The organism is Mycobacterium kansasii ATCC 12478 (assembly GCF_000157895.3).
GTDB classification, from domain to species: Bacteria; Actinomycetota; Actinomycetes; order Mycobacteriales; family Mycobacteriaceae; genus Mycobacterium; species Mycobacterium kansasii.
The window spans coordinates 2,128,649-2,149,434 of the sequence record NC_022663.1 but is presented as its reverse complement, the minus strand read 5'-3'; the positions used below and the strand labels follow the sequence as shown (position 1 = coordinate 2,149,434).

The following is a 20,786-nucleotide window of genomic DNA, read 5'->3' as shown; positions in this document are numbered from 1 at the left end:
TCAGCATCGAATTGGCCCTAGCTTGGCTTGAAATCGGCGGTATCGTTCGGCGCGGCCCGGCCGGCGCCGGACGACCAGCCAACCGACCGCTAGGAGTATGAGCCACAACGGAAACCACGCCAATGCGACCAATGTTTCGGTATTTGTGGTGAGCGTCCAGATCACGAACGCGAAGAAGGCGAGTACGGCCCAACACATCATGACGCCACCGGGCATCTGGTAGTTCGAGGTCGCATGACGCTGTGGGTGCCGGCGGCGATAGGCAAGGTAGCTGAGGATGATCATTGCCCAGACGAACATGAACAGCAACGACGACATGGTCGTGATGAGGGTAAAGGCGCCGATCACCGAACCACCCGCATAAAGCAGCGGGATGGCGCTGAGCAGTAGCACCGCGGTCAATAGGAGCGCCGGCGCCGGTACGCCGCCGCGATTCAGTTTCCCGAAAATTGCTGGGGCGCTGCCTTCGTCAGCCAGTCCGAACAGCATTCGTCCGGTGGAAAACACCCCGGAGTTCGCTGCGGAGGTGGCGGAGGTTGCGACGACGAAGTTGACCACAGATGCCGCTGCGGCAACTCCGGCCAGGGAGAACATCATCACGAAGGGTGACTGGCCGCTGCTGAACTGCCGCCAGGGAACGACCGCCAGGATTGCCAGCAGGGCGCCGATGTAGAAGATCGCTACGCGCACCGGCACGGCATCGATCGCGCGGGGCAGGGTGCGTGTCGGGTCGGCCGTCTCTGCGGCGGCGGCGCCGACGAGTTCCACACCGATGTAGGCAAAGAACGCGATCTGGAAGCCACTGACCAGACCCATGAAGCCGGTAGCGAAGAACCCGTTGTCATTCCAGAGGTTGGCAATCCCGGCCGGGGCGCCGTGCGGGGAAACGTAATGTGTGGCTCCCATGATCACGGCGACGACGATCAGGCAGCCGATCGCTGCGAGCTTGATCAACGCGAACCAGAACTCGATCTCCCCGAAATTACTGACGCTGAACAAGTTGCAGCCCAAGATCAGTGAGACCGTGATGACAACCGGTAGCCAGGCTGGTATGTCGGGCCACCAGAACTTCGAGTATCCGGTTATCGCAACCAGGTCGGCGATACCTGTGACGATCCATGCGAACCAATACGACCAACCCATGAAGAATCCCGCCGCCGGCCCTAACAGATCGGCCGCGCAATCGACAAACGACTTGTAGTTCAAGTTGGAAAGAAGCAATTCTCCCATCGCTCGCAGAACGAAAAAAACGAAGAATCCGATGATCCCGTAGACGACCACAACCGCCGGACCAGCCAACGAGATTGTTCGCCCGGACCCCATGAACAGACCGGTGCCGATGGCGCCGCCGATCGCGATCAACTGAACATGCCGGTTGGCAAGACCTCTGTGCAGCTGTGCGACATCGGTCGCGGCGTTGGCGGTGGCGACCGGGTCCGTGATGTGTGAAGTCTTCGGCACAGGAGTTGGTTTCATCATCGCGCTAACCCGCAAACGGTGGTCGCACCATCACTTTGGGACGAAAACCGTATCGGGGAGCGCTGCCCGCCGCGTTGACTCCGGGGCCGGCTAGCGGCATGCCGCCGAGCATGTTGCTGCTTTCCGAAGCGGCCTCCGGCAAGGCGATATTGCTGACCAAGGGCGCGGATACCGACCCTACGGACGGAACTGGTACCGGGCCGGTCGCCGACCAGCCTGGCGGTACCGATAACTTGCCGACGGCCGGCGCATTGCCCATACCCGCGGCTATCGGTGCACCGCGGCCCAGCGTCCCCGCAGCGTCGGCCGCGGCGCCGCCCGCGGAAGCTGCCGCCGCACCGACCTCCGGACCGATCGCTCCGACGGCTCTTGCCGTCGAAGCAAGGCTGTTGGTAATACCGATCCCGAAATAGGGCAGGCCCGTGACGTTGTACCAGGTACCGGTCAACGGAGCAATCAGGTTCAGGAAATCCTCTAGCCACACCACCCATGTGGGTGGCGTCGGGGCTGCTCCCGCGGAAGCCAATAGGGACGAGAGTGGCGTCGCCAGATCAAGTAAGGCGTTCGGCGCCTGAGAAACCAGCTTCGACAGCAGGTTTTGTATCCCTCCAGCAGCGGTGCCTGCGGCCTTCGCGACGGCCGCGCCTTGCCAGGCCGAAGCGGATGGGCTGGTGGTTTGCGTTGGCGACGTGAACGGTGTGAGTCGGGAGGCATTCGCGGAAGCGGCGGCATACACATACATGGCCGTCGCATCCTGAGTCCACATGTCGCCGTACTCCGCTTCGAGAAGCGCTACCCGAGAGGTGTTTTGGCCAAAGACGTTGGTCGAGACCAGCAATGCCACCTGGGCGCGATTGCCCGCAACCAGAGGTGGGGGAACGACTGCCGCTACCGCAGCCTCGTAGGCGGCGACCAGCATGCGCGCCTGGGTGGCTGTTTGCTCAGCCTGTGCTGCAGTGGCTCTCATCCACGCCACGTACGGTTGGACTGCACCGGCCATGGATGTCGCCGCCGGGCCGATCCAGTCCTCGCTCTGCAGTCTGGCGACTATGGTCTCGTAATCGTCTGCGGTAGCAGTTAATTCGGCGGCCAATCCGCTCCATGCCGATGCGGCGGCCAACATCGGCGCCGACCCCGGGCCGGAATACATTCGGATTGACGTGACCTCCGGCGGTAAAACGCCAAAATCAATCATTGCTCTGAACCCCTTACGTCATTTCCGTCGCTGTTATGTGTGAACTACCTTCTGGGCCAGGCGCCCTCGGCGGTGACTCGCTCATGGCGGCTAGATATGTACCCTGCTAACCAATTGCCTTCGGGCTGATCACCGTAATACGTGATCCCTGTTGGCGTTTGACGAAGTGTGTGTCTTCGCGCATGCCACCTGTCCGCATGCCGGGAATCAGGCCGGTTGGTCCATTTCCCGGCACGGCGTTGTTGACCACCATCGGCGCCATCCGCACCGCTTCGGGGTGCGGCGTTGAAGCCGAGGTAGTCCAGCTGGTCGGCGCCGACATCAGCCCGACCTTGTCGGCCTTGCCCATACTCGCCGACACTTCAGCTGAGCTCACGCGGGCAAATCCAGAGCCGACAGGGTGCCCGCTGACGCCGGTTGATGCGGCAGCGGCACCGGTTGCTGCTTGCGCGGGTGCCCACGCCAGCGACTGAATGAGCTGCAGGACGTTTAGTTCGTAGCCCTGGGTGTCGTAGATCAGCGCCCCGTACATGTATTCCAGGTTCAGCAGCTGGTCCCACACCGGGATCGGGATACTCTTGAGGAAGTCCCAGATTCTGATGTACCAGGGCGGCGACGAAAGGTGTTGCAACACTTGGGTTGCAACGGCGAGGTCGATCAATTTCGGGGTAAGTTGTGATATCGCGGACGCGGTCCTGCCCACCGGCGTCGTGGCGGCGTTTGCGACCGCAGCGGCTTGTCTGGCCAGACCGTCGGAGTCGGCGGTTCGGGGTGGCGCTGTGAACGGAGTCAGCATCGAGGCGCTCGCGCAGGATGCGGCATAACCGTACATCGCGGCGGCATCTTGCGCCCACATCTCGGCGTAGTGGAACTCGGTGGACGCGATCGCCGGGGTGTTCTGGCCGAAGAAGTTCGTCGCAATCAGCGTCAGCAGCAAGCTCCGGTTGGCTGCGACGACGGGCGGGGGCACGGTCATCGCGTGCGCAGTTTCAAAGGCTGCAGCGGCGGCCCGTGCCTGTATTCCGGTCAGCTCTGCACTCCTGGCGGTTGCGCTGATCCAGACTTGGTGTGGCACGATGGTGGCCACCATCGCCATCGACGCGGGCCCCAGCCACTGTGAGCTGGTCAACTCCGAAATCACCGAAACGTAGCCCGCCGACGCCGCGGTCAATTCTGCGGTCAGCGCGTCCCACGCCGTTGCCGCGGCGATAAGCGGCCCCGATCCGGGGCCGCTGTAGATCCGAGCTGAATTGATCTCGGGCGGTATTGCGCCGAAATCGACGGACACCACTTGACATTGGGTCAGGGGCTGCTCCATACCGGCGTGGGTGTCGTTGGCGCGAAAGGTCATCTAGCCCACCATGTGTATGGGTCGCGTGCGCGACACCGTCGTCGGGGCACAGCAGACCGATGAATACAGCGATAGTCCGTGACTGCACTACGGAGCGGTGGAAATCATCGTCTACGATTGTTTTCGTTGCGTTACCTTTCTGTAGCGTCCTGTTCTCCGGCGGTGACCCATCGCGACCGTGGCCGCGGTGCCCTCGGGGCGGTGGAAACGACGGCAGCACACGGCTATGAGATTCGGCGGAGCCAGCGTTCGACCGCCAACTGTCAAGCGCTTCGCCCGGTGTGTCCGCCAAGGCATCATGGAAACCATGGCCGCTTACGTCGCCGGGACAGGCGAATTCAACCGCGACACCAACTACATCACCACCCGTATCACCGCCGACGGACGCGACGGCTATCGGGTCGAGCCGGGCCGCTATCGGCTTGTCGTTGCCCGTGCCTGTCCGTGGGCCAACCGCACGAGCATCGTCCGTCGGCTGCTTGGTCTGGAACCCGTTCTGTCCATTGGTTTTTGCGGTCCAACCCACGACGAGCGCAGTTGGACGTTCGATCTTGATCCCGGCGGCGTCGACCCGGTGCTCAAGATTCCCCGCCTTCAGGATGCCTACTTCAAGCGTTTCCCCGGCTACCCGAAAGGCATCACAGTTCCCGCGATCGTCGACGTGAGGAGCGGAGCGGTGGTCACCAACGATTTCGCGCAGATAACCCTGGACTTTTCCACGGAGTGGGCCGCATACCACCGCGACGGCGCGCCGCAGCTGTACCCCGAGGCATTGCGGGACGAGATCGACGAGGTGAGCAAGAGGGTTTACACCGAGATCAACAACGGCGTTTACCGCTGCGGTTTCGCCGGATCACAGCAGGCCTACGACGCAGCCTACGACCGGCTGTTCACCGCGCTAGATTGGGTCAGCGATCGCCTGTCGGCGCAGCGATACCTGTTGGGGGACACCATCACTGAGGCCGACGTGCGGCTGTTCACCACGCTGGTCCGCTTCGACCCGGTATACCACGGGCATTTCAAGTGCAATCGAACCAAGCTGTCCGAGATGCCGGTGTTGTGGGCCTATGCCCGAGACCTGTTCCAGACGCCGGGTTTCGGCGATACGGTCGACTTCACTCAGATCAAGCAGCACTACTACATCGTGCACGCCGACATCAATCCCACACGCATCGTGCCCAAGGGGCCTGAGCTAGCCGGATGGCTCACACCACATGGGCGGGAAGCATTGGGCGGCAGGCCTTTCGGCGATGGGGCGCCACCAGGTCCGCCGGTCGAGGGGGAACGGGTGTTGGCGGGTCACGGAGCGTAGGGGATTCCGGCGTCGAGGTGTCTGGCTTAAATGAGTTGACGGGCATGCCGCCCTGGTATGGCTGGCGCGCCTGAGGGATCAGTCCGCTGCGTCACCTTTGAGCTTGAGGGCTTGTCGTTCTCCGGCGGGCGTGAGGCCCAGCCAGATCGTGAGGTCCCACGATTCGCGGTTGTCATAATGGCGGACGAAGAGGTCATAGACGCGCTGCGTGGCGGCGTCGATCGGGAGGTCCCAGCCTGCGAACTTTTGCCCGGGTAGGGGAGGTCCCCAATCTGCATGAGCCCGTCTTCCAAGAGCGATCGGATGGTTCGCAACGCGAACTCTTGTCGGGCGGGAAGGGTTTCAATAAGGTCGCCGCGGGTGATCAGCGATTCCACCTCCGCCAGCGGCACCAGGTCGTACAGCGCACTAACGAGCAGCTCGGCGCGCAGCCGGTCTTGTGCCGCTTTGATTGGCTGGCTCACCGGCCGCCTATTCTCATCGGGTCGAGTCATGATTCTCCATACTTGGGTGGTGTGCTTGTGCTGTCGTGTCTTAGCGACTGGTCGGAGTAAACGTCAGAGGCGTCATCCGGGGTTGAATTCGTCGAGGTCAGGTAGCTCGTCTTTGCCCAGCACCGGCGGCCCGTGGTGGCTGTGGGGCGGGTGAACAGGGTGTGGGATGGATTCTGGCGGTACCGGGCCGATACCGACCGGTGGCGGTACGCGACCGGGTGATGCCGGTGCGGAGGGTGGACGGGTCACGGCGGGGGTTTCGACCGGCGGACTGACGGGTGGCGGCTCAGGTGGCCCCGGCCTGAGGGGTGCTGGAATGTCGGGTACGTCGCCCCGCGGATTGATGTGCACCTTCGTATAGCCCCCTTGACTGGGGATATCGAAGTCAAGGACCGGCTTGCTGGTGGACTCGGCGGACCAGCGTTGCCAGATTATCGTGCCGTCTGGCAGTCGGTAGCGGATGCCTTTGCTGGGATCTCCATAGCCGTTCGGGATTTCCACCCCGTTCTGTTGGGCCCACCTCCACAGGTTCGCAAGATCCTCCGGTGAACGGACCTCCGCGTCTCGGTGCGCAGCCTGTCGGCTGCCGCGCCTCGCCAATCCACCGCTAGCGCGTCTCGCCAGACCTGGTTGGCCACCCGTAGCAGCGCCCACCGACAGCCTCCCAGTGGTCAGCGGCCTCGGTGAGATGCTCGGTGGGCCAGGCCAACAGCTGCGAAAGGGTGGGAAACGCGGGGACCACTGACATGTGCTAGGCGCGGATCACCGGACTGGCCACGGCGGCCAGCATATTCGCCGAATCCGTCTCGTTGGCAACGTAGCGAGTATCAGCCTCGACGACATGGGCGGCCCGGCAGATCGCCAGTGGCGGCGAGCGCCGCCGAGAACGCCGTGACATCGGCGTGGGCGCCGTCGACCGCGACAGCGCTGGCTTGACCCGACAAACCCGGCCCCGTCGGAGCCGCTGTCGCGTTCAGTTCGCCCGCCGCAGCGCCCCAGCGGGTGGCCATGGTCTGCAGACCACCGCTATCGACACGCAGATCCTGCTGCATGGCGGCAGTGTAGCCACCCTCTTCGTCGCCCGCACTTCGGCGTCAAAATACCAGGCGCACAGACCATTCCGCGTGTGGCGCCTCGCGCAACTCGCCGGAGGCGGGGTCGACCACCAACGTCAACAATTGCACCACAATCCCGGTCAGTCGGCCCCGATGCGGGTCGACGGTGGGGATGGTGACCGCGAGCCGGCTGTCGGGCCGAAAGATGGTGGCGGCGGCATCGGCGGGATCCTCGTAGAGCTGCAGGAGTCGCCACGGTGCCCGCGAAATGGCTTGCGGCACCGAGAGCTGCACCGGATCGCGTTCGTTCACCGGCAGTTCGCCCTGGGTCTGCGGTGTCTCACACTCGTTGAGCCGCAACACGTTGCAATACATGTACGGACCCACGCGGGTCAGGTGCCCGTGTGAGTACGCACTGATCTCAGGTCGCTGCGGACCGGAATCGCGCACCAGCAGCCACGCGCCAAGCCCCGCCCCGACGGACAACAGCAACACCACGACCGCGAGAAGCGCAACGCCCCAACGTTTCACTGCGGCATCATCGCCGGGCCACGACGCGTGCTCTCCTGCTCGGCCAGCACCGGCCGATTACCGCCGAGACCCGGTATCAACGAGTCACCCCGGAAGCTTACGATCGTCTGCGCCAAACCCAGGATCAGCAAGGCGCTGACGACGGTGAACCCGACCCACAATTCGGTGTAGACCAACACGCCGACCGCGCCGCCGAGCACCCAGGCGAGCTGCAGCGTCGACTCCGAACGGCCGAACCCCGACGCCCGCGATTCCTCGGGTAGATCGTCTTGCAGCGAGGCGTCCAGCGAGGCTTTTGCGATTGCGCTGCAGCCCGACGTGAACAGGGTCGCAATGGCGGCCGCCACCAGATTGCCGGCCACCGCGGCCGCCAGCGCGAACACCGTCACCACCACGGTGCAGCGCACGACCAGCACCGCCGGCCGGCCCAGTTGCAGGCGGGCGCTGGTGAAATTGCCGGCGAAGTTGCCGATCGCGGCCGCTGCGCCGATCAGGCCCAACATGGCCAACTGAACCCACCCGTCGGCGTCGTGGGCCTTGGCGACGAACGCCGGATACAAGAACAGGAAGCCGACCATCACCTTGATGGTGCAGTTGCCCCACAACGAGGTAATGATGTTGCGGCCCAACGGCTGTCGCAGTGTTCCACCGAGGTTCTTGACTTCCTCCGGCCAGCTTCGCCGCGCCTTGCCGGCGTCGCGGTGGTAGCTCAGAGTGGCCGGCACCTCGCCGGTGGTCACCTCGACCCAGCTTGGAATCCGCATGGACAAAACAGCGCCGGCGATGGTGATCGCGACGACGACGAACAACGCGCCCGGAAGTTCCAACAGATGGGTACAGCCGAACTCGACTCCGGCGGCGACGGCACCGCCGGCCATGGTGCCGCCGAGCAGACCGAACACCGTCAGCCGGGAGTTGACCCGCACCAAATCGATCGTCGGCGGCATCACCCGCGGTGTCACCGCGCTGCGCAGCACGCTGAATGATTTCGAGAACACCATCATGGCCAGCGCGCACGGATAGAGCACCCACGACGGGAAGCTACCGGTGGCGCCGTCGTAATTCATGATCAACACCAGTGCCAAGGCGGTCCGAAGTCCGAACGACAGAGCCAGCGCCACCCGTCGGCCGTGCTGCAGCTTGTCCAGCGCGGGACCGATCAGCGGCGCGATTACGGCGAACGGCGCGATGGTGATCAATAGGTAAAGAGCGACCCGCGATTTGCTTTCACCGCTGGCTGCGGCAAAGAACAAGGTGTTGGCCAGCGCAACCGCCATCGCGGAGTCGACCGCGAAGTTGGCCATCACCGGCCAGGTCAGCGCGGTCAGGCCCGACTTGTCGGCGCCGTCGGCGGTGGCGGCACGCTGCACCATCCAATACATCCGCGAGCCCATTTCGCGGCTGCGCATCGCCGCGGCCCGGGTGACGGTGATCCGTTCGCCGCCGTTGAACTCGCGCGGCGGCGGCTGGCTGTCGCGCTGGCGTTCCTGCTCCTGACCCAGCGGCGGGAGGTAGCGGTTGGCGCTCGGCATGGGCGGCGGACGGCGCGGGCGTCGATAGTCCGCGTCGTCAGCGGGATAGTTGGCCATGCCGGGGTGCTCGTTGACCGATCCGTTCCGGCTCCGGCGGCCCCCAGCCGGAGCAGCCGTACGGCCCGGGTGATCACGCCGCCGTGCAGACACGCATCAATTCTGGCTTATCCCGTCTCCACGCGTAGGCAACCGGGTGTGGCTCGTCCACCGTGTCTTCCGGCAGTATGGATACGCAGTGCAGAGAGGGAAGAGTGTGACCGGACCCTTGGAGAAGTCGGTGGAATCCGCCGTGGCGACCGTGGCCGAGTGGCCGCAAGATTTGGCGTCGGTGCTCACCGGCGCGGTGGACCAGGCCAGGGCGGCGGTCGCCGAGTTCAGCGGGCCCGATGCGGTCGGAGACTACCTCGGTGTCGGCTACGAAGATCCCAATGCGGCGACACACCGATTCCTTGCGCATTTGCCCGGGTACCAGGGATGGCAGTGGGCCGTCGTCGTCGCTGCCCATGCTGGTGCCGATCGTGCCACCATCAGCGAGGTGGTCCTGGTCCCCGGCCCAACGGCCTTGCTGGCGCCGCCCTGGGTGCCCTGGGAGCGGCGGGTACAGCCGGGAGATTTGAGCCCGGGAGACTTGCTGGCGCCGGCCAAGGATGACCCGCGGCTGGTACCGGGCTATAGCGCCAGCGGCGACCCGCAGGTCGACGAGACCGCTGCCGAGATCGGGTTCGGCCGACGCTGGGTGCTGAGCGCGTGGGGCCGCGCCGGCGCGGCGGAGCGCTGGCACAACGGCGACTACGGCCCCGACTCGGCGATGGCACGGTCGACCAAACGAGTCTGCCGCGACTGCGGGTTCTTCCTGCCGCTCGCCGGAGCGCTGGGCGCAATGTTCGGGGTGTGTGGTAACGAATTGTCGGCCGATGGCCATGTCGTCGACAAGCATTACGGTTGCGGCGCGCATTCCGACACCCCGGCCCCGGCGGGCAGCGGCTCCCCGATGTATGACCCGTACGACGACGGGGTGCTCGATATCTGGGAGAAGCCGCCGGAATCGTCCGATTAGCCTTTTTCGGCGGCCGCCTTGATCTTCGCCAGCGAGGTGTTCATGCCGTCGACCAATTCGCGTTCGAAGTTCGTGGTGCCACCCAAGAGGGCGTTGACCGACAAGTTGGAAAACGCGCTGACCCCGTTTTCGGCGTGGCGGCTCTCGGTGACCCGGGTGCCCTCGCCGTTCGGCTCCAGCTCGTAGCTCCAGATGCTGCGGTTGGTGTCGACCCGGAACGCCAGCTTCTGCTCCGGGATGACCTCGACGACAGTGCAGGTTGTCGGCCAGAACAACCGGTTGCGGCGGTTGAGGTTAAGGGTGCGGGCTCCACGGCGCAGCGGACCGAATTGGTGCGTCCAGCGACACTGCGGGCTCCATTGCGGCATTCGCCGCAAATCGGATATCAGCGCCCAGACTTTCGAGGGCGGCGCATCGATGTCAACCTGTGCCTGTAGCAGCGGAGCTACCATTTGTCCTCCCAGATGTGTTTTGCGCCACTATTTTGGTCTTATTGTTGGTCCAGATACGTCTCGAGTCCGGCTTGAGCGCCGCGAGCACCGCGGCGGGCGGCAGCAAGTTGCCAGACGAAGATGCCCGTGCCGAGCAACCCCACCGCGAGGCCGGCCACTGTCACCGGACGCCATGTCTGAAGACTGGGTACGGCGAACGCGGCCACCGCGGCAGCCACCCAGCCGAGTGCGCCGACCGCGATGACCGGCCACACTTCCAGTAGCGCTGCCGGTAAAGGTGGCGGCTCGAGATTGTGGTCGGGTTCGTCGCTCATCGGGTTTCAACATAGCTCGCCGCGATGCCGGGCGCTGTACGGGCGGAACGGGAGCGCCTGGGGGTGCCCGGCGCCGAGGGGTGTCACTAGGAGCGCTGAAGGGGCTGCACCCCGAGGTGGGGAGATGTAAATCGTGGCCTGGTGCGGCTGGGTGCGTGTCGGGGTGCGCTCGGGTCGTGGTTGACGCTTACGGGGTGATTCGGCGGCCCCATCACGTCCGCAACCCGTCATCAGGGGCGCGCGGGCTCATCGGAGGCGGTCATGTCGCTCAGGGTGTCGGTTTGCGCTGGCGCCGCGGGCGTCGAGTGTGCAGCGATGGTGCCGAGCGTGCCTTCAGGGCGCCGAGCGTGCCGTCAGGGCGGGCCGCCGCGGATCTTCCCGCCCTACGCGCACGATCAAAGCCGTCACTGCACACTCCGTATGGCGGGCATGACCGTCGGCCCGGTGAGCACGCGATTCTTCTGCTGTCCGCCCCCGAACACCCGCCATCACAAGAGGTTTGAGCAAAGCCGCGAGCATTGGCGTGGCCGAAAACCGACGCCAAGGTGTGCGCGCAGCCCAAGCTGCGGGTGCAGACATCGGTGACCGGCAGCCGTGTGGCCTCGGGACGGCTTTTCATCGCCCAACAGATCACCGAACGAGATGACGCATGCGGTGGGCGAGTCGACACAGGGTCCTAATAGCGTCCTGGGCCTCTCGGGTGTCTACCCGTGCAGCGACCGATGTGACAGCTGGTATGGATGTGACGCTGCTGGACAGAGCGGCGCAACGGTTTCAGCATGCCGGGGGAGTGTGGCGACGGGGTGCGGACTCAAGGTGGGGGCGTAATCGTTTGCCGTCGTTCTGATCGCGAGCATTGGGGTTCCGTTGTAACCTCGCGCTGTGCCTGACAGCGATGCGCAGCTGGCGAGCGACTTGTCGCTGGCGGTCATGCGTCTGGCGCGCCAACTTCGATTCCGGAATCCGTCATCTCCGGTGTCCTTATCGCAGCTGTCGGCATTGACAACCCTGGCCAACGAGGGCGCGATGACGCCCGGCGCTCTGGCGATCCGGGAGCGGGTCCGCCCACCGTCGATGACCCGGGTGATCGCCTCCCTGGCCGACGTGGGCCTGGTGGACCGCGCCCCGCATCCCGTCGACGGCCGTCAGGTGCTGGTGTCGGTATCCCAAGCCGGCGCGGACTTGGTCAGGGCTGCACGGCGAGCCCGTCAGGAGTGGCTGGCCGAACGGCTTGCGACGCTCGACAGCGGCAAACGTGACACCCTGCGCCACGCCGCCGACATCATGATGGCACTGGTCGACGAAAGCCCGTGACCGGTTTCGACGTCGACGTTCAAGACATCAGCGATCCCGACGATCCGCGCCTCGACGATTTCCGCGACCTGAACAGCGTCGACCGCAGGCCCGACCTGCCGTCCGGGAAGGGCCTGGTGATCGCCGAGGGTGTGCTGGTCGTGCAGCGCATGCTGGCTTCGCGCTTTACCCCGCGAGCAATGCTCGGCACCGACCGCAGGCTGGCCGAGCTCAGAGATGACTTGACCGGCAGCACGGCCCCCTACTATCGAGCCTCCGCGGAAGTCATGGCGCGGGCCGTCGGATTTCACCTCAACCGGGGGGTGCTGGCCTCGGCAAGCCGGTTACCGGAGCTCACAGTGGCCCAAGTGGTCGACGGTGCTCGCACCGTCGTCGTGCTCGAGGGGGTCAACGATCACGAGAACCTGGGCTCGATCTTTCGCAACGCGGCGGGGCTGGGCGTGGACGCGGTGGTCTTCGGCAGCGGTTGCGCCGACCCGCTGTACCGTCGTGCGGTCCGGGTGTCGATGGGGCACGCTTTGCTGGTGCCCTACGCCCGAGCAGCCGACTGGCCCGCAGACTTGTTGATGTTGCAGCAACTGGGCTTTCGACTGTTGGCGATGACCCCGCACGGCGATGCCCGCGAACTGGGCGAGGCCATGGACGCGGTACGTGAGCAACCGATTGCGTTGCTGGTGGGCGCCGAGGGGCCGGGACTGACCGCCGCCGCGCTGCGGATCAGCGATCTGCGGGTGCGGATCCCGATGTCGCGGGGCACCGACTCCCTCAACGTGGCGACGGCGGCGGCGTTGGCGTTCTACGAGCGGGCTAGGCTCTGCCCGTGAGCCGAGAGCTCGAAGATCGCGACGAATCTGTCCCGTGGGCAACGGGTTTGGTGGTAGCCGGTTTTGTCGCCGCCGCGACCGGGGTCGGGATGGTGGTGCTCAGCCTGGGACTGATCCGAGTGCACGCATTGCTGGCGGTCGGGCTCAACATCGTGGCGGTCGGCGGGCTGGCGCCGACCCTCTGGGGCTGGCGGCGCACTCCGGTGCTGCGCTGGTTTGTCCTGGGTGCAGGAGTAGGGGTAGCGGTGGCGTGGTTGACGCTGCTCGCGATGACCGGGTTGGGGCGTGCTTAGCTCAGCGCTGCCCGCCGGAGCGCACGCCGAGCAGGACGTCCTCCCAGGCCGGGATGGCCGGCTTGCCCCGTCGATGGCTGGCTGGTGGTTCCGCCGCCGGGGCGGGTGCCGGCTTCGCGGGTTCGTCGAAGGCGAGGTGGGCCACCGGAGCCAGCTGCCGAGGTTTGAAGTCCGGGTCGATCAGCTCACTGGCCGCGTCGTCGATCGCGGTGACGGTGCCGCCATGCGCGCCCGGTGTGAAGCGGAAGTGCGCGAGGTTATCGGAGTGGCCGGCCTGCCATGCAAGCTGCACGGTCCAGCGGCCGTCTTCGTTGCGCCACGCGTCCCAGCTGAGTTTCTCCGGGTTGAGGCCACGCGTCAGCAGCGCGGCGGTGATGGTTTCGAGCAGCGTCAGCACCGCGGGGCCGTCCGACAGCATCGGGTGCGCGGCCGTTGCCAGCTCGGCGGCACGCGACCGTTCCAGCAACACCGGGTGGGCGAATCGCTGAATGCGCGCCAGATCGGAGCCCGACGCCGCGGCCACCTGCTCCACCGATGCCCCGGCGCGGATCCTGGCCTGAATTTCCTTGGGACTCAACATATTCGTTATTTCCATGTCCAGGTGCGGTTGAACCGGGTGCGTCGTATTGCCGCTCAGGACCGCCCGCAATCGGTCGTCGGCCGGCAGCTTGAATGTTTCGGCCGGTTTGGCGCCCTCGCAGATGAGGTATTTGCCGTCGGCATCCAGTCCAACCAGTTTGAGTTCCCGCATGGCTTCTCCTCGCAGGCTCCGTGCCTCTGAGCACCGGACCTGTTACGTGCGCACTTTAATGCAGCCACCCCCGCAACCCGCGCTGACACGCGGGACGGTTGCGGGTGGATAACGAGCAGGTTAAAGCCGCTCGACCACCCAGTCGATGCATTGGGTGAGGGCGCTGACGTCGTCGGGTTCGACGGCGGGGAACATCGCCACCCGCAACTGGTTGCGGCCCAGTTTGCGGTACGGCTCGGTGTCGACGATGCCGTTTGCCCGCAAGGTCTTGGCCACGGCCGCGGCGTCGACCTCGTCGACGAAGTCGATCGTGCCCACTACCTGCGACCGCAACTCCGGGTCGGTCACGAACGGCGTGGTGTACGGCCGCTCCTGCGCCCATGAGTACAACCGCTGCGAGGAGTCCGCCGTCCGCTTGACCGCCCACTCCAGGCCGCCGTTACCCAGCAGCCAATCGAGCTGTTCGGCCAGCAGTGCCAGCGTGCCGATAGCCGGTGTGTTGTACGTCTGGTTCTTCAGACTGTTCTCGATCGCTATCGGTAGCGACAAGAAGTCGGGAACCCAGCGCCCCGAGGCCGCGATGGCCTCGACGCGGGCCAGCGCGGCCGGGCTCATCAGCGCCAGCCACAGGCCACCGTCGCTGGCGAAATTCTTTTGGGGCGCGAAGTAATATGCATCGGCCTCGGTGATGTCGACCGGCAGACCGCCGGCGCCCGAGGTGGCGTCGATGACGATCAGCGCGTCGCCCGAGCCGGCGGGACGTCGCACCGGCACCGCCACCCCGGTCGACGTCTCGTTGTGAGCCCAGGCGACAACGTCCACCGACGGGTCGGCCTGCGGCTGCGGCGCGTCGCCCGGGTCCGCCTTGATGATGATCGGGTCGCCCACGAACGGGTTCTTGGCGACGGCTGAGGCGAACTTCGCGCTGAACTCGCCGTAGGCCAGATGCAATGAGCGCTTGTCGATCAGCCCGAACGCGGCGGCGTCCCAAAAGGCCGTCGCGCCGCCGTTGCCCAGAATCACCTGGTAACCGTCGGGCAGGGAGAACAGCTCGGCCAGGCCGGTGCGGACCCGGCCTACCAGATTCTTGACCGGCGACTGCCGGTGCGAGGTGCCGAACAATGCCGCCGCGGTGGTGGTCAGCGCCTGCAATTGCTCGGGCCGCACCTTGGACGGGCCCGACCCGAAGCGCCCGTCGCGGGGTTTGAGGTCAGCAGGAATTTCGAGGGCAGTCGTGAGCTGGTCGGCCATGGCAATCAGGGTAGTGAGCGGTGGGGGACCGGCGACCACGCGGGCCGAATAATGCCGCGTCAAGCCAGCCGACGTGAGCAGCGTCACACTCAATCGATCGATACGGGCCAGGCCACAGCCTGCCCGCGGGTCTGGAGAATTCCCGGTACCAGCGGTACCGTGTTTATCAGAAGTCCGAAGGTAAACCTCAACACAAACCTCATTGGGGAGGCTTCTCAGTGGACAAGACGCGGATGGTTCGGCGTTGGCGCCGCAACATGGAGGTTCGGGACGATACCGAGTACGTGGAGATGCTCGCCACACTGTCCGAGGGGTCGGTGCGGCGAAACTTCAACCCGTACACCGACATCGACTGGGAGTCACCGGAGTTCGCGGTCACCGACAACGATCCCCGGTGGATCCTCCCGGCGACGGACCCGTTGGGCCGCCACCCCTGGTATCTGGCGCAGCCCGACGAGCGCAAGATCAAGATCGGGATGTGGCGCCAGGCCAACGTGGCCAAGGTCGGGCTGCACTTCGAGTCCATCCTGATCCGCGGCCTGATGAACTACACGTTCTGGATGCCCAACGGGTCACCGGAATATCGGTATTGCCTGCACGAATCCGTTGAAGAGTGCAACCACACCATGATGTTCCAGGAGATGATCAACCGCGTCGGCGCCGACGTTCCGGGAATGCCGCGGCGGCTGCGCTGGGTTTCGCCGTTCATCCCGCTGGTGGCCGGCCCGCTGCCAGTGGCCTTCTTCATCGGGGTACTCGCCGGTGAGGAGCCCATCGACCACACCCAAAAAAATGTGTTGCGCGAGGGCAAGGCGCTGCATCCGATCATGGAGCGGGTGATGTCCATTCACGTGGCCGAGGAAGCTCGCCACATCTCCTTCGCGCACGAATTTCTGCGTAAGCGATTGCCGCAGTTGACCAAGCGGCAGCGATTCTGGACGTCGCTGTACTTCCCGCTGACCATGCGGATGCTGTGCAACGCAATCGTGGTGCCGCCCAAGGCGTTCTGGGAGGAATTCGACATCCCGCGTGAGGTGAAGAAGGAGCTGTTCTTCCGGTCGCCCGAGTCGCGGAAGTGGTTGCGCGACATGTTCGCCGACGTACGGATGCTGGCTTACGACACCGGGTTGATGGAAAGTCGCCTGGCCCGGCTCATGTGGCGGCTGTGCAAGATCAACGGTGAGCCGTCGCGCTATCGCAGCGAGCCGCAGCGTCAACACATGGCCACCATGCCGGCCGCGTAAGCCTTTATGCCGCACGTTATTACCCAGTCATGCTGCAATGACGCGTCATGCGTCTTTGCGTGCCCGGTCAATTGCATCCACCCCTCACCGGACGAGCCGGGCTTTGCGACGTCGGAGATGCTGTATATCGATCCGGTGGCGTGCGTCGACTGTGGCGCCTGCGTGAGCGCCTGCCCGGTCGGCGCCATCGCGCCAGACAGCAGGCTGGAATCGCGGCAACTGCCGTTCGTCGAGATCAACGCCTCGTATTATCCGAAGCGGCCGGCCGACGCGAAGCTGCCGCCGACGTCGAAACTGGCCCCGGTGATCCCGGCCGCCGCGGTGCGTGCGCGCCGTCATCCGCTGACCGTTGCCATTGTCGGATCCGGGCCCGCGGCGATGTACGCCGCCGACGAGCTGCTGGTCCAACCGGGCGTGCACGTCAATGTCTTCGAGATGCTGCCCACGCCCTACGGTCTGGTGCGCGCCGGGGTGGCACCGGATCACCCGAACACCAAGAGGGTTACGGCCCTATTCGACCGGGTCGCCAGCCACGATCGGTTCCGCTTCTATCTGAATGTCGAGATTGGCAAGCACCTCACACACGCCGATCTGTTGGCCCACCACCACGCCGTGGTGTATGCAGTCGGCGCGCCCGACGACCGTCGCCTCAACATCGACGGGATGGGGCTAGCCGGCACCGGTACCGCGACGGAGTTGGTCGCGTGGATCAACGGTCACCCCGAGTTCGTCGATTTCCCAGTCGATCTCGGCCACGAACGGGTGGTGATCATCGGCAACGGCAATGTCGCTCTCGACCTGGCGCGGGTGCTCACCGCCGACCCCGGGGACCTGGCCCGAACCGACATCGCCGATCATGCGCTGCAGGCGTTCCGCGGCTCGGCGGTCCGTGAGGTGGTGATCGCTGCCCGCCGCGGACCCGCTCACTCGGCGTTCACCCTGCCGGAGTTGGTCGGGCTTACCGCTGCATCCGACGTGGTGCTCGACCGCGACGACCACAAGCGGGTCCTCGAGGACTTGGCAACCGCCTCGGCACCCTTGACGAAAGCCAAGCTGCAGATCCTGAGCACCCTGGGCGACGGGTCGGTCCCGGCGTCGCGCCCACGAATCCGGCTGGCCTATCGGCTCACGCCCCGGCGCGTCCTGGGACCTCAACGGGCCACCGGCATCGAGTTCGCCGTCACCGGGACCGATGAGGTGCACCGACTTGACGCCGGCCTGGTGCTGACGTCAATCGGCTACCGCGGCAAGCGGATTGGCGATCTGCCGTTCGACGAGGCAACGGCCGTCGTGCCCAACGACGGTGGGCGGGTGGTCAATCCGGGTACCGGGCAGCCGGTGCCGGGTGCCTATGTCGCGGGCTGGATCAAGCGCGGGCCGACGGGCTTCATCGGCACCAACAAATCCTGCTCTTGGCAAACCGTTCAGGCGCTCGTGGCCGATTTCAATGCGGGCAAGCTCACCGATCCTGCGGGCAGGCTGTCGGCGCTGGACCAGCTGGTGGCCGCGCGTCAGCCCGACGTCATCGACGCCGGGGGCTGGCGTGCCATCGATGCCGCCGAGGTCGCCCGCGGTAGCCGCGACGGCCGGCCGCGCAACAAGTTCACCGACGTCGGCGACATGCTCGCGGCGGCGACCGTCGCCCAGCAGGCGCCGCCGTTGCGACGGCGCCTGCTGACGCGGCTGCGCAAGCTGGCCTGAACTAGCCGGTTGCCTGCGCGGACATGGCCTCTTGAATCTCGTCCATGCTGAGCTCCCGTACGGGTTGCCCCAGTGACCAGTGGTGGCCGAACGGGTCGGCGACTACTCCGTATCGGTCGCCCCAAAACTGGTCTGCCAACGGGATTACCACGGTGGCACCGGCGTCTACTGCCCGCTGGAACTTGGTATCGACATCGGTGACGGTCAGGTGGATGGTGACCGGGGTGCCGCCCAGTGACCTCGGTGTCGTGGACTTGCCGCCGCAGGTTTCCGGGAAGTCGTCGTTGAGCATCACCAGGAAGCCGTTGATGCGCAGGGCGGCGTGGATGAGTTTGCCGTCGGGCCCTGGTATGCGTCCCAGCTCAACGGCGTCGAAGGCCTTGACATAGAAGTCGATCGCCGCCGCGGCGTCGTCGACGACGAGGTGGGGGGACAATGCGGGTTCCACGGTGATTGCCACGTTGCTCGCTCCTTTGGATAGTTGGTATCGCCCGCGCGGGGCTCACAGGTACTGACCGAACGTGGCGGCGATTTTCATCGCGCAGTCGGCGACGGCAGCGGCGCTTACTGTCGCAAGCCTCGGCACAGCCGTGCGGCCGCCGGGCGCGCCGCGGGTCGGGCCACCTCTTGCGATGTGACGTAGCGAACTGATATAGATGTGTCGACTGCTGTTGATACAACTGTTTCACCATATGTCTCAGTATTAGCCGACGAGGATGCCCGCGTGTGCGCTGCCCGATTGACCATCCATCGCACGATGGACGCGCGTCAGCTGGAAGTACGTACCCGGCTGCTTCAGGCAGCGCGACAGCTGATCCGCGAGCACGGTCATGAGGCCGTGGGCATGGAGTTGATCGCCACGACAGCAGGGGTATCGAGGGCGACGACGTACCGCTACTTCGCGTCCAAGGAACATGTCGTCTGCGAGGCCGCGCTGGCCTGGGGTCATGACGTTGCGGCGCGCTTGCCGCAGGTCATCGAGGCAGCCGGGGAGACGGTTGGCGCCATCGACGTCGCGATCGAACAGGTGGTGCACGAGGCAGCGTCGGATTTGTCGATGGTTCGGGCCACCATGGCGTCGGTGCTGGCGCAGGGCCCGGTCGCCGACGAGTTTCGCCGGGGTGTGCGTGAGATGTTCCGCGCGTTGTTGGCCGGTGCCGTCGACAACATGCCGGCCACCCTTGACCCGTCGATGACGTTGCTTGGGCGGGTCTTTTTCGCCGACCTGGCATTGCTGGGTGTCGGCGATATCAGCGTCGAGCAGTGCATCGAAGAGCTGCGGACGGCGGCACAGCGCTTACTTACCGGTACTACTCACCACAACTAGGAGCGGACCCATGAGTCAGGTATCGCCTTTCCAACCGATCTGGGATGAGCTATTGAACCTGTTGGGTGTCGGCTTCTTCGAATTTCCGCTGTATTTTCTGCCCGTCGTCGTCGCGGTCGTCTTGCTGACCGGCATCGGCTTTTCGATAGTGGATGTCGCGATCTACCGGCGGATCTCGGCCAAAGCGGCCACGACGCTCGGAATTCGGATCATGTCGACCTATGTCGGCGCGGCCGTTTTGCTGTTCGTGCTGCACGCGACGTTTCACGTCTGGACGGCCGCGGTCCCGGATGCCGCGCCGACGCCGCCTGTCTTTGTGGCCCAACTCATCGGTTTCATGGTGGTCGGCGAATTTCTGACCTATTGGTGGCACCGGCTAGAGCACGGCAGCCGCTTTGTGTTTGAGAAGGTCCACTACGTGCACCACCGGGTCCAGTCGCCGTTGACCATCTGGACCAACTTCGTCGTGCATCCCGTCGAAGGCTTGATGGTGATGCTGTGCCTGTACGTTCCGCCGCTGCTGGTTGGTGCGCATCCGCTGGTGGTGGTCGCGTATGCGATCACCAACACGACCGCAATGGTGATCACGCACAGCGGATACGACATCACGTTTTATCCCCGCTGGTTGTTACCGGCCGCGTCGGGCCATGAATTGCATCATTCCGAGCGGCGTCCCACCAACCTTTCCGTGGTGATGACCTACGGCGACAGGCTGTTTGGCACGTACAAGAATCCGGTCGGATCACGTCAGCCACTCATGTCGCAGGCATGACCGGTACTCGCAGGGATCCCGGGCATCCGGCGAGCAACTTGCCGAACGCGGCGCGTGATCAGTTGATTAGGAATACTTTTGGTATCACCATGGGTACTTTCAGATCTCGACACGGGTACTTTTTGGTTTCAACACCAATACTTCTCCATCACAACGACGGGTCGAACGAAACCACAAGCGGCACCGAATCCCCCGACGGCCCTGCCTCACAGCGTCTTTGTCGGCGACCAACCGGCCCATGGCCAAGGCTCGACAGGAGTATCCCGCCAAGGCCGGACGGTCACCACGAATCAGCGACCCGGGCCCGCTCCGTGCCTGGTTGGCCAACCATGGAAAGGATGTTTGAGCAACCGGGGCTACGAGACCGGTAACGTAGCGAAACCCGCTGTGCAGCCGAGCACCTCAGCCGCCGTTCACATCCGACACGTCGACCGGCCAAGGGTTCACGTACGTAGGCGAGGCTTCCGTTGAAACGACGACCAGCGCCTGTGAAACCGCTGGCTCTCTGCGGGGTCGGGGCACCCACATCGGTTGCTC

At 65.1% G+C, this 20,786-nt stretch carries 20 protein-coding genes and 1 pseudogene; 9 read left to right on the top strand and 12 right to left on the bottom strand.

Translation table 11 applies throughout. The features are described from left to right. The 3 genes from MKAN_RS09095 to MKAN_RS32535 all read right to left on the bottom strand — a co-directional run bounded on the left by MKAN_RS09095 (position 1) and on the right by MKAN_RS32535 (position 3,992). Positions 1-1,443 carry an amino acid permease gene (locus MKAN_RS09095; protein ID WP_042313518.1) on the bottom strand — a complete coding sequence of 481 codons (1,443 nt, stop codon included), beginning with the start codon at positions 1,441-1,443 and terminating at the stop codon, positions 1-3. Positions 1,444-1,483: 40 nt separating this feature from the next. After that, the gene (locus tag MKAN_RS09090; protein WP_036445627.1) at positions 1,484-2,671 is read right to left on the bottom strand and encodes a PPE family protein; all 1,188 of its coding nucleotides are present in this window, start codon (positions 2,669-2,671) and stop codon (positions 1,484-1,486) included. 109 nt (positions 2,672-2,780) lie between these two features. Then, positions 2,781-3,992 (bottom strand): PPE family protein, encoded by a 1,212-nt coding sequence (locus MKAN_RS32535; RefSeq protein ID WP_042313515.1) that lies wholly within the window; start codon positions 3,990-3,992, stop codon positions 2,781-2,783. A gap of 340 nt (positions 3,993-4,332) precedes the next feature. Here MKAN_RS32535 and MKAN_RS09080 point away from each other — a divergent pair, with 340 nt between their 5' ends. Beyond that, positions 4,333-5,337, top strand: coding sequence for a glutathione S-transferase family protein (locus tag MKAN_RS09080; protein WP_036445623.1), 1,005 nt, complete (start codon positions 4,333-4,335; stop codon positions 5,335-5,337). A gap of 1,042 nt (positions 5,338-6,379) precedes the next feature. Here MKAN_RS09080 and MKAN_RS32950 read toward each other — a convergent pair. The 4 genes and pseudogenes from MKAN_RS32950 to MKAN_RS09060 form a co-directional block, all read right to left on the bottom strand. After that, a pseudogene (locus MKAN_RS32950) lies at positions 6,380-6,579 on the bottom strand (hypothetical protein); the annotation flags it as partial. A gap of 79 nt (positions 6,580-6,658) precedes the next feature. Beyond that, positions 6,659-6,883: a hypothetical protein gene (locus MKAN_RS28715; protein ID WP_023367481.1), complete on the bottom strand. Its 225-nt coding sequence runs from the start codon at positions 6,881-6,883 to the stop codon at positions 6,659-6,661. Positions 6,884-6,925: 42 nt separating this feature from the next. Continuing rightward, positions 6,926-7,417 carry a DUF2771 domain-containing protein gene (locus MKAN_RS09065; protein WP_023367479.1) on the bottom strand — a complete coding sequence of 164 codons (492 nt, stop codon included), beginning with the start codon at positions 7,415-7,417 and terminating at the stop codon, positions 6,926-6,928. Further along, the gene (locus MKAN_RS09060; RefSeq protein ID WP_023367477.1) at positions 7,414-9,006 is read right to left on the bottom strand and encodes an MFS transporter; all 1,593 of its coding nucleotides are present in this window, start codon (positions 9,004-9,006) and stop codon (positions 7,414-7,416) included. Before MKAN_RS09060 ends, MKAN_RS09065 begins: the two co-directional genes overlap by 4 nt. Before the next feature lie 196 nt (positions 9,007-9,202). On the opposite strand from MKAN_RS09060, the gene MKAN_RS09055 reads away from it, so the two are divergent. Next, positions 9,203-10,006, top strand: coding sequence for a DUF3027 domain-containing protein (locus MKAN_RS09055; protein ID WP_023367475.1), 804 nt, complete (start codon positions 9,203-9,205; stop codon positions 10,004-10,006). Here MKAN_RS09055 and MKAN_RS09050 read toward each other — a convergent pair. Beyond that, a complete protein-coding gene (locus MKAN_RS09050) occupies positions 10,003-10,458 on the bottom strand; it encodes an SRPBCC family protein (protein WP_023367473.1) in 456 nt (151 codons plus the stop codon). The genes MKAN_RS09055 and MKAN_RS09050 overlap by 4 nt on opposite strands. Before the next feature lie 38 nt (positions 10,459-10,496). Beyond that, positions 10,497-10,772 (bottom strand): DUF2530 domain-containing protein, encoded by a 276-nt coding sequence (locus MKAN_RS09045; protein WP_023367471.1) that lies wholly within the window; start codon positions 10,770-10,772, stop codon positions 10,497-10,499. Positions 10,773-11,654: 882 nt separating this feature from the next. Here MKAN_RS09045 and MKAN_RS09040 point away from each other — a divergent pair. The 3 genes from MKAN_RS09040 to MKAN_RS09030 are packed head-to-tail and all read left to right on the top strand — an operon-like array spanning position 11,655 to position 13,203. Further along, positions 11,655-12,086, top strand: a complete 432-nt coding sequence (locus tag MKAN_RS09040) for an Rv0880 family HTH-type transcriptional regulator (protein ID WP_023367466.1) — start codon at positions 11,655-11,657, stop codon at positions 12,084-12,086. Then, complete coding sequence (locus tag MKAN_RS09035) at positions 12,083-12,910, top strand: TrmH family RNA methyltransferase (RefSeq protein WP_023367464.1); 828 nt, start codon at positions 12,083-12,085, stop codon at positions 12,908-12,910. Before MKAN_RS09040 ends, MKAN_RS09035 begins: the two co-directional genes overlap by 4 nt. Further along, positions 12,907-13,203 carry a DUF2537 domain-containing protein gene (locus MKAN_RS09030; RefSeq protein ID WP_023367462.1) on the top strand — a complete coding sequence of 99 codons (297 nt, stop codon included), beginning with the start codon at positions 12,907-12,909 and terminating at the stop codon, positions 13,201-13,203. The genes MKAN_RS09035 and MKAN_RS09030 overlap by 4 nt, the downstream gene beginning before the upstream one ends. Before the next feature lies 1 nt (position 13,204). Here MKAN_RS09030 and sepH read toward each other — a convergent pair whose 3' ends face one another. Further along, positions 13,205-13,954, bottom strand: coding sequence for a septation protein SepH (sepH, locus tag MKAN_RS09025; RefSeq protein ID WP_023367460.1), 750 nt, complete (start codon positions 13,952-13,954; stop codon positions 13,205-13,207). Between the two features lie 120 nt (positions 13,955-14,074). Next, positions 14,075-15,205, bottom strand: a complete 1,131-nt coding sequence (serC, locus tag MKAN_RS09020) for a phosphoserine transaminase (protein WP_036445619.1) — start codon at positions 15,203-15,205, stop codon at positions 14,075-14,077. A 218-nt stretch (positions 15,206-15,423) separates the two neighbouring features. On the opposite strand from serC, the gene MKAN_RS09015 reads away from it, so the two are divergent. Beyond that, the gene (locus tag MKAN_RS09015) at positions 15,424-16,449 is read left to right on the top strand and encodes an AurF N-oxygenase family protein (protein WP_023367456.1); all 1,026 of its coding nucleotides are present in this window, start codon (positions 15,424-15,426) and stop codon (positions 16,447-16,449) included. Positions 16,450-16,455: 6 nt separating this feature from the next. Next, positions 16,456-18,150 carry an FAD-dependent oxidoreductase gene (locus tag MKAN_RS09010; RefSeq protein ID WP_023367454.1) on the top strand — a complete coding sequence of 565 codons (1,695 nt, stop codon included), beginning with the start codon at positions 16,456-16,458 and terminating at the stop codon, positions 18,148-18,150. A gap of 1 nt (position 18,151) precedes the next feature. On the opposite strand, the gene MKAN_RS09005 is transcribed toward MKAN_RS09010, so the two are convergent. Beyond that, positions 18,152-18,610, bottom strand: coding sequence for a VOC family protein (locus tag MKAN_RS09005; protein ID WP_023367452.1), 459 nt, complete (start codon positions 18,608-18,610; stop codon positions 18,152-18,154). A 264-nt stretch (positions 18,611-18,874) separates the two neighbouring features. Here MKAN_RS09005 and MKAN_RS09000 point away from each other — a divergent pair, with 264 nt between their 5' ends. Further along, positions 18,875-19,477 carry a TetR/AcrR family transcriptional regulator gene (locus MKAN_RS09000; protein ID WP_129111786.1) on the top strand — a complete coding sequence of 201 codons (603 nt, stop codon included), beginning with the start codon at positions 18,875-18,877 and terminating at the stop codon, positions 19,475-19,477. Positions 19,478-19,487: 10 nt separating this feature from the next. After that, complete coding sequence (locus MKAN_RS08995; RefSeq protein ID WP_023367448.1) at positions 19,488-20,249, top strand: sterol desaturase family protein; 762 nt, start codon at positions 19,488-19,490, stop codon at positions 20,247-20,249. Positions 20,250-20,786: the final 537 nt, after the last annotated feature.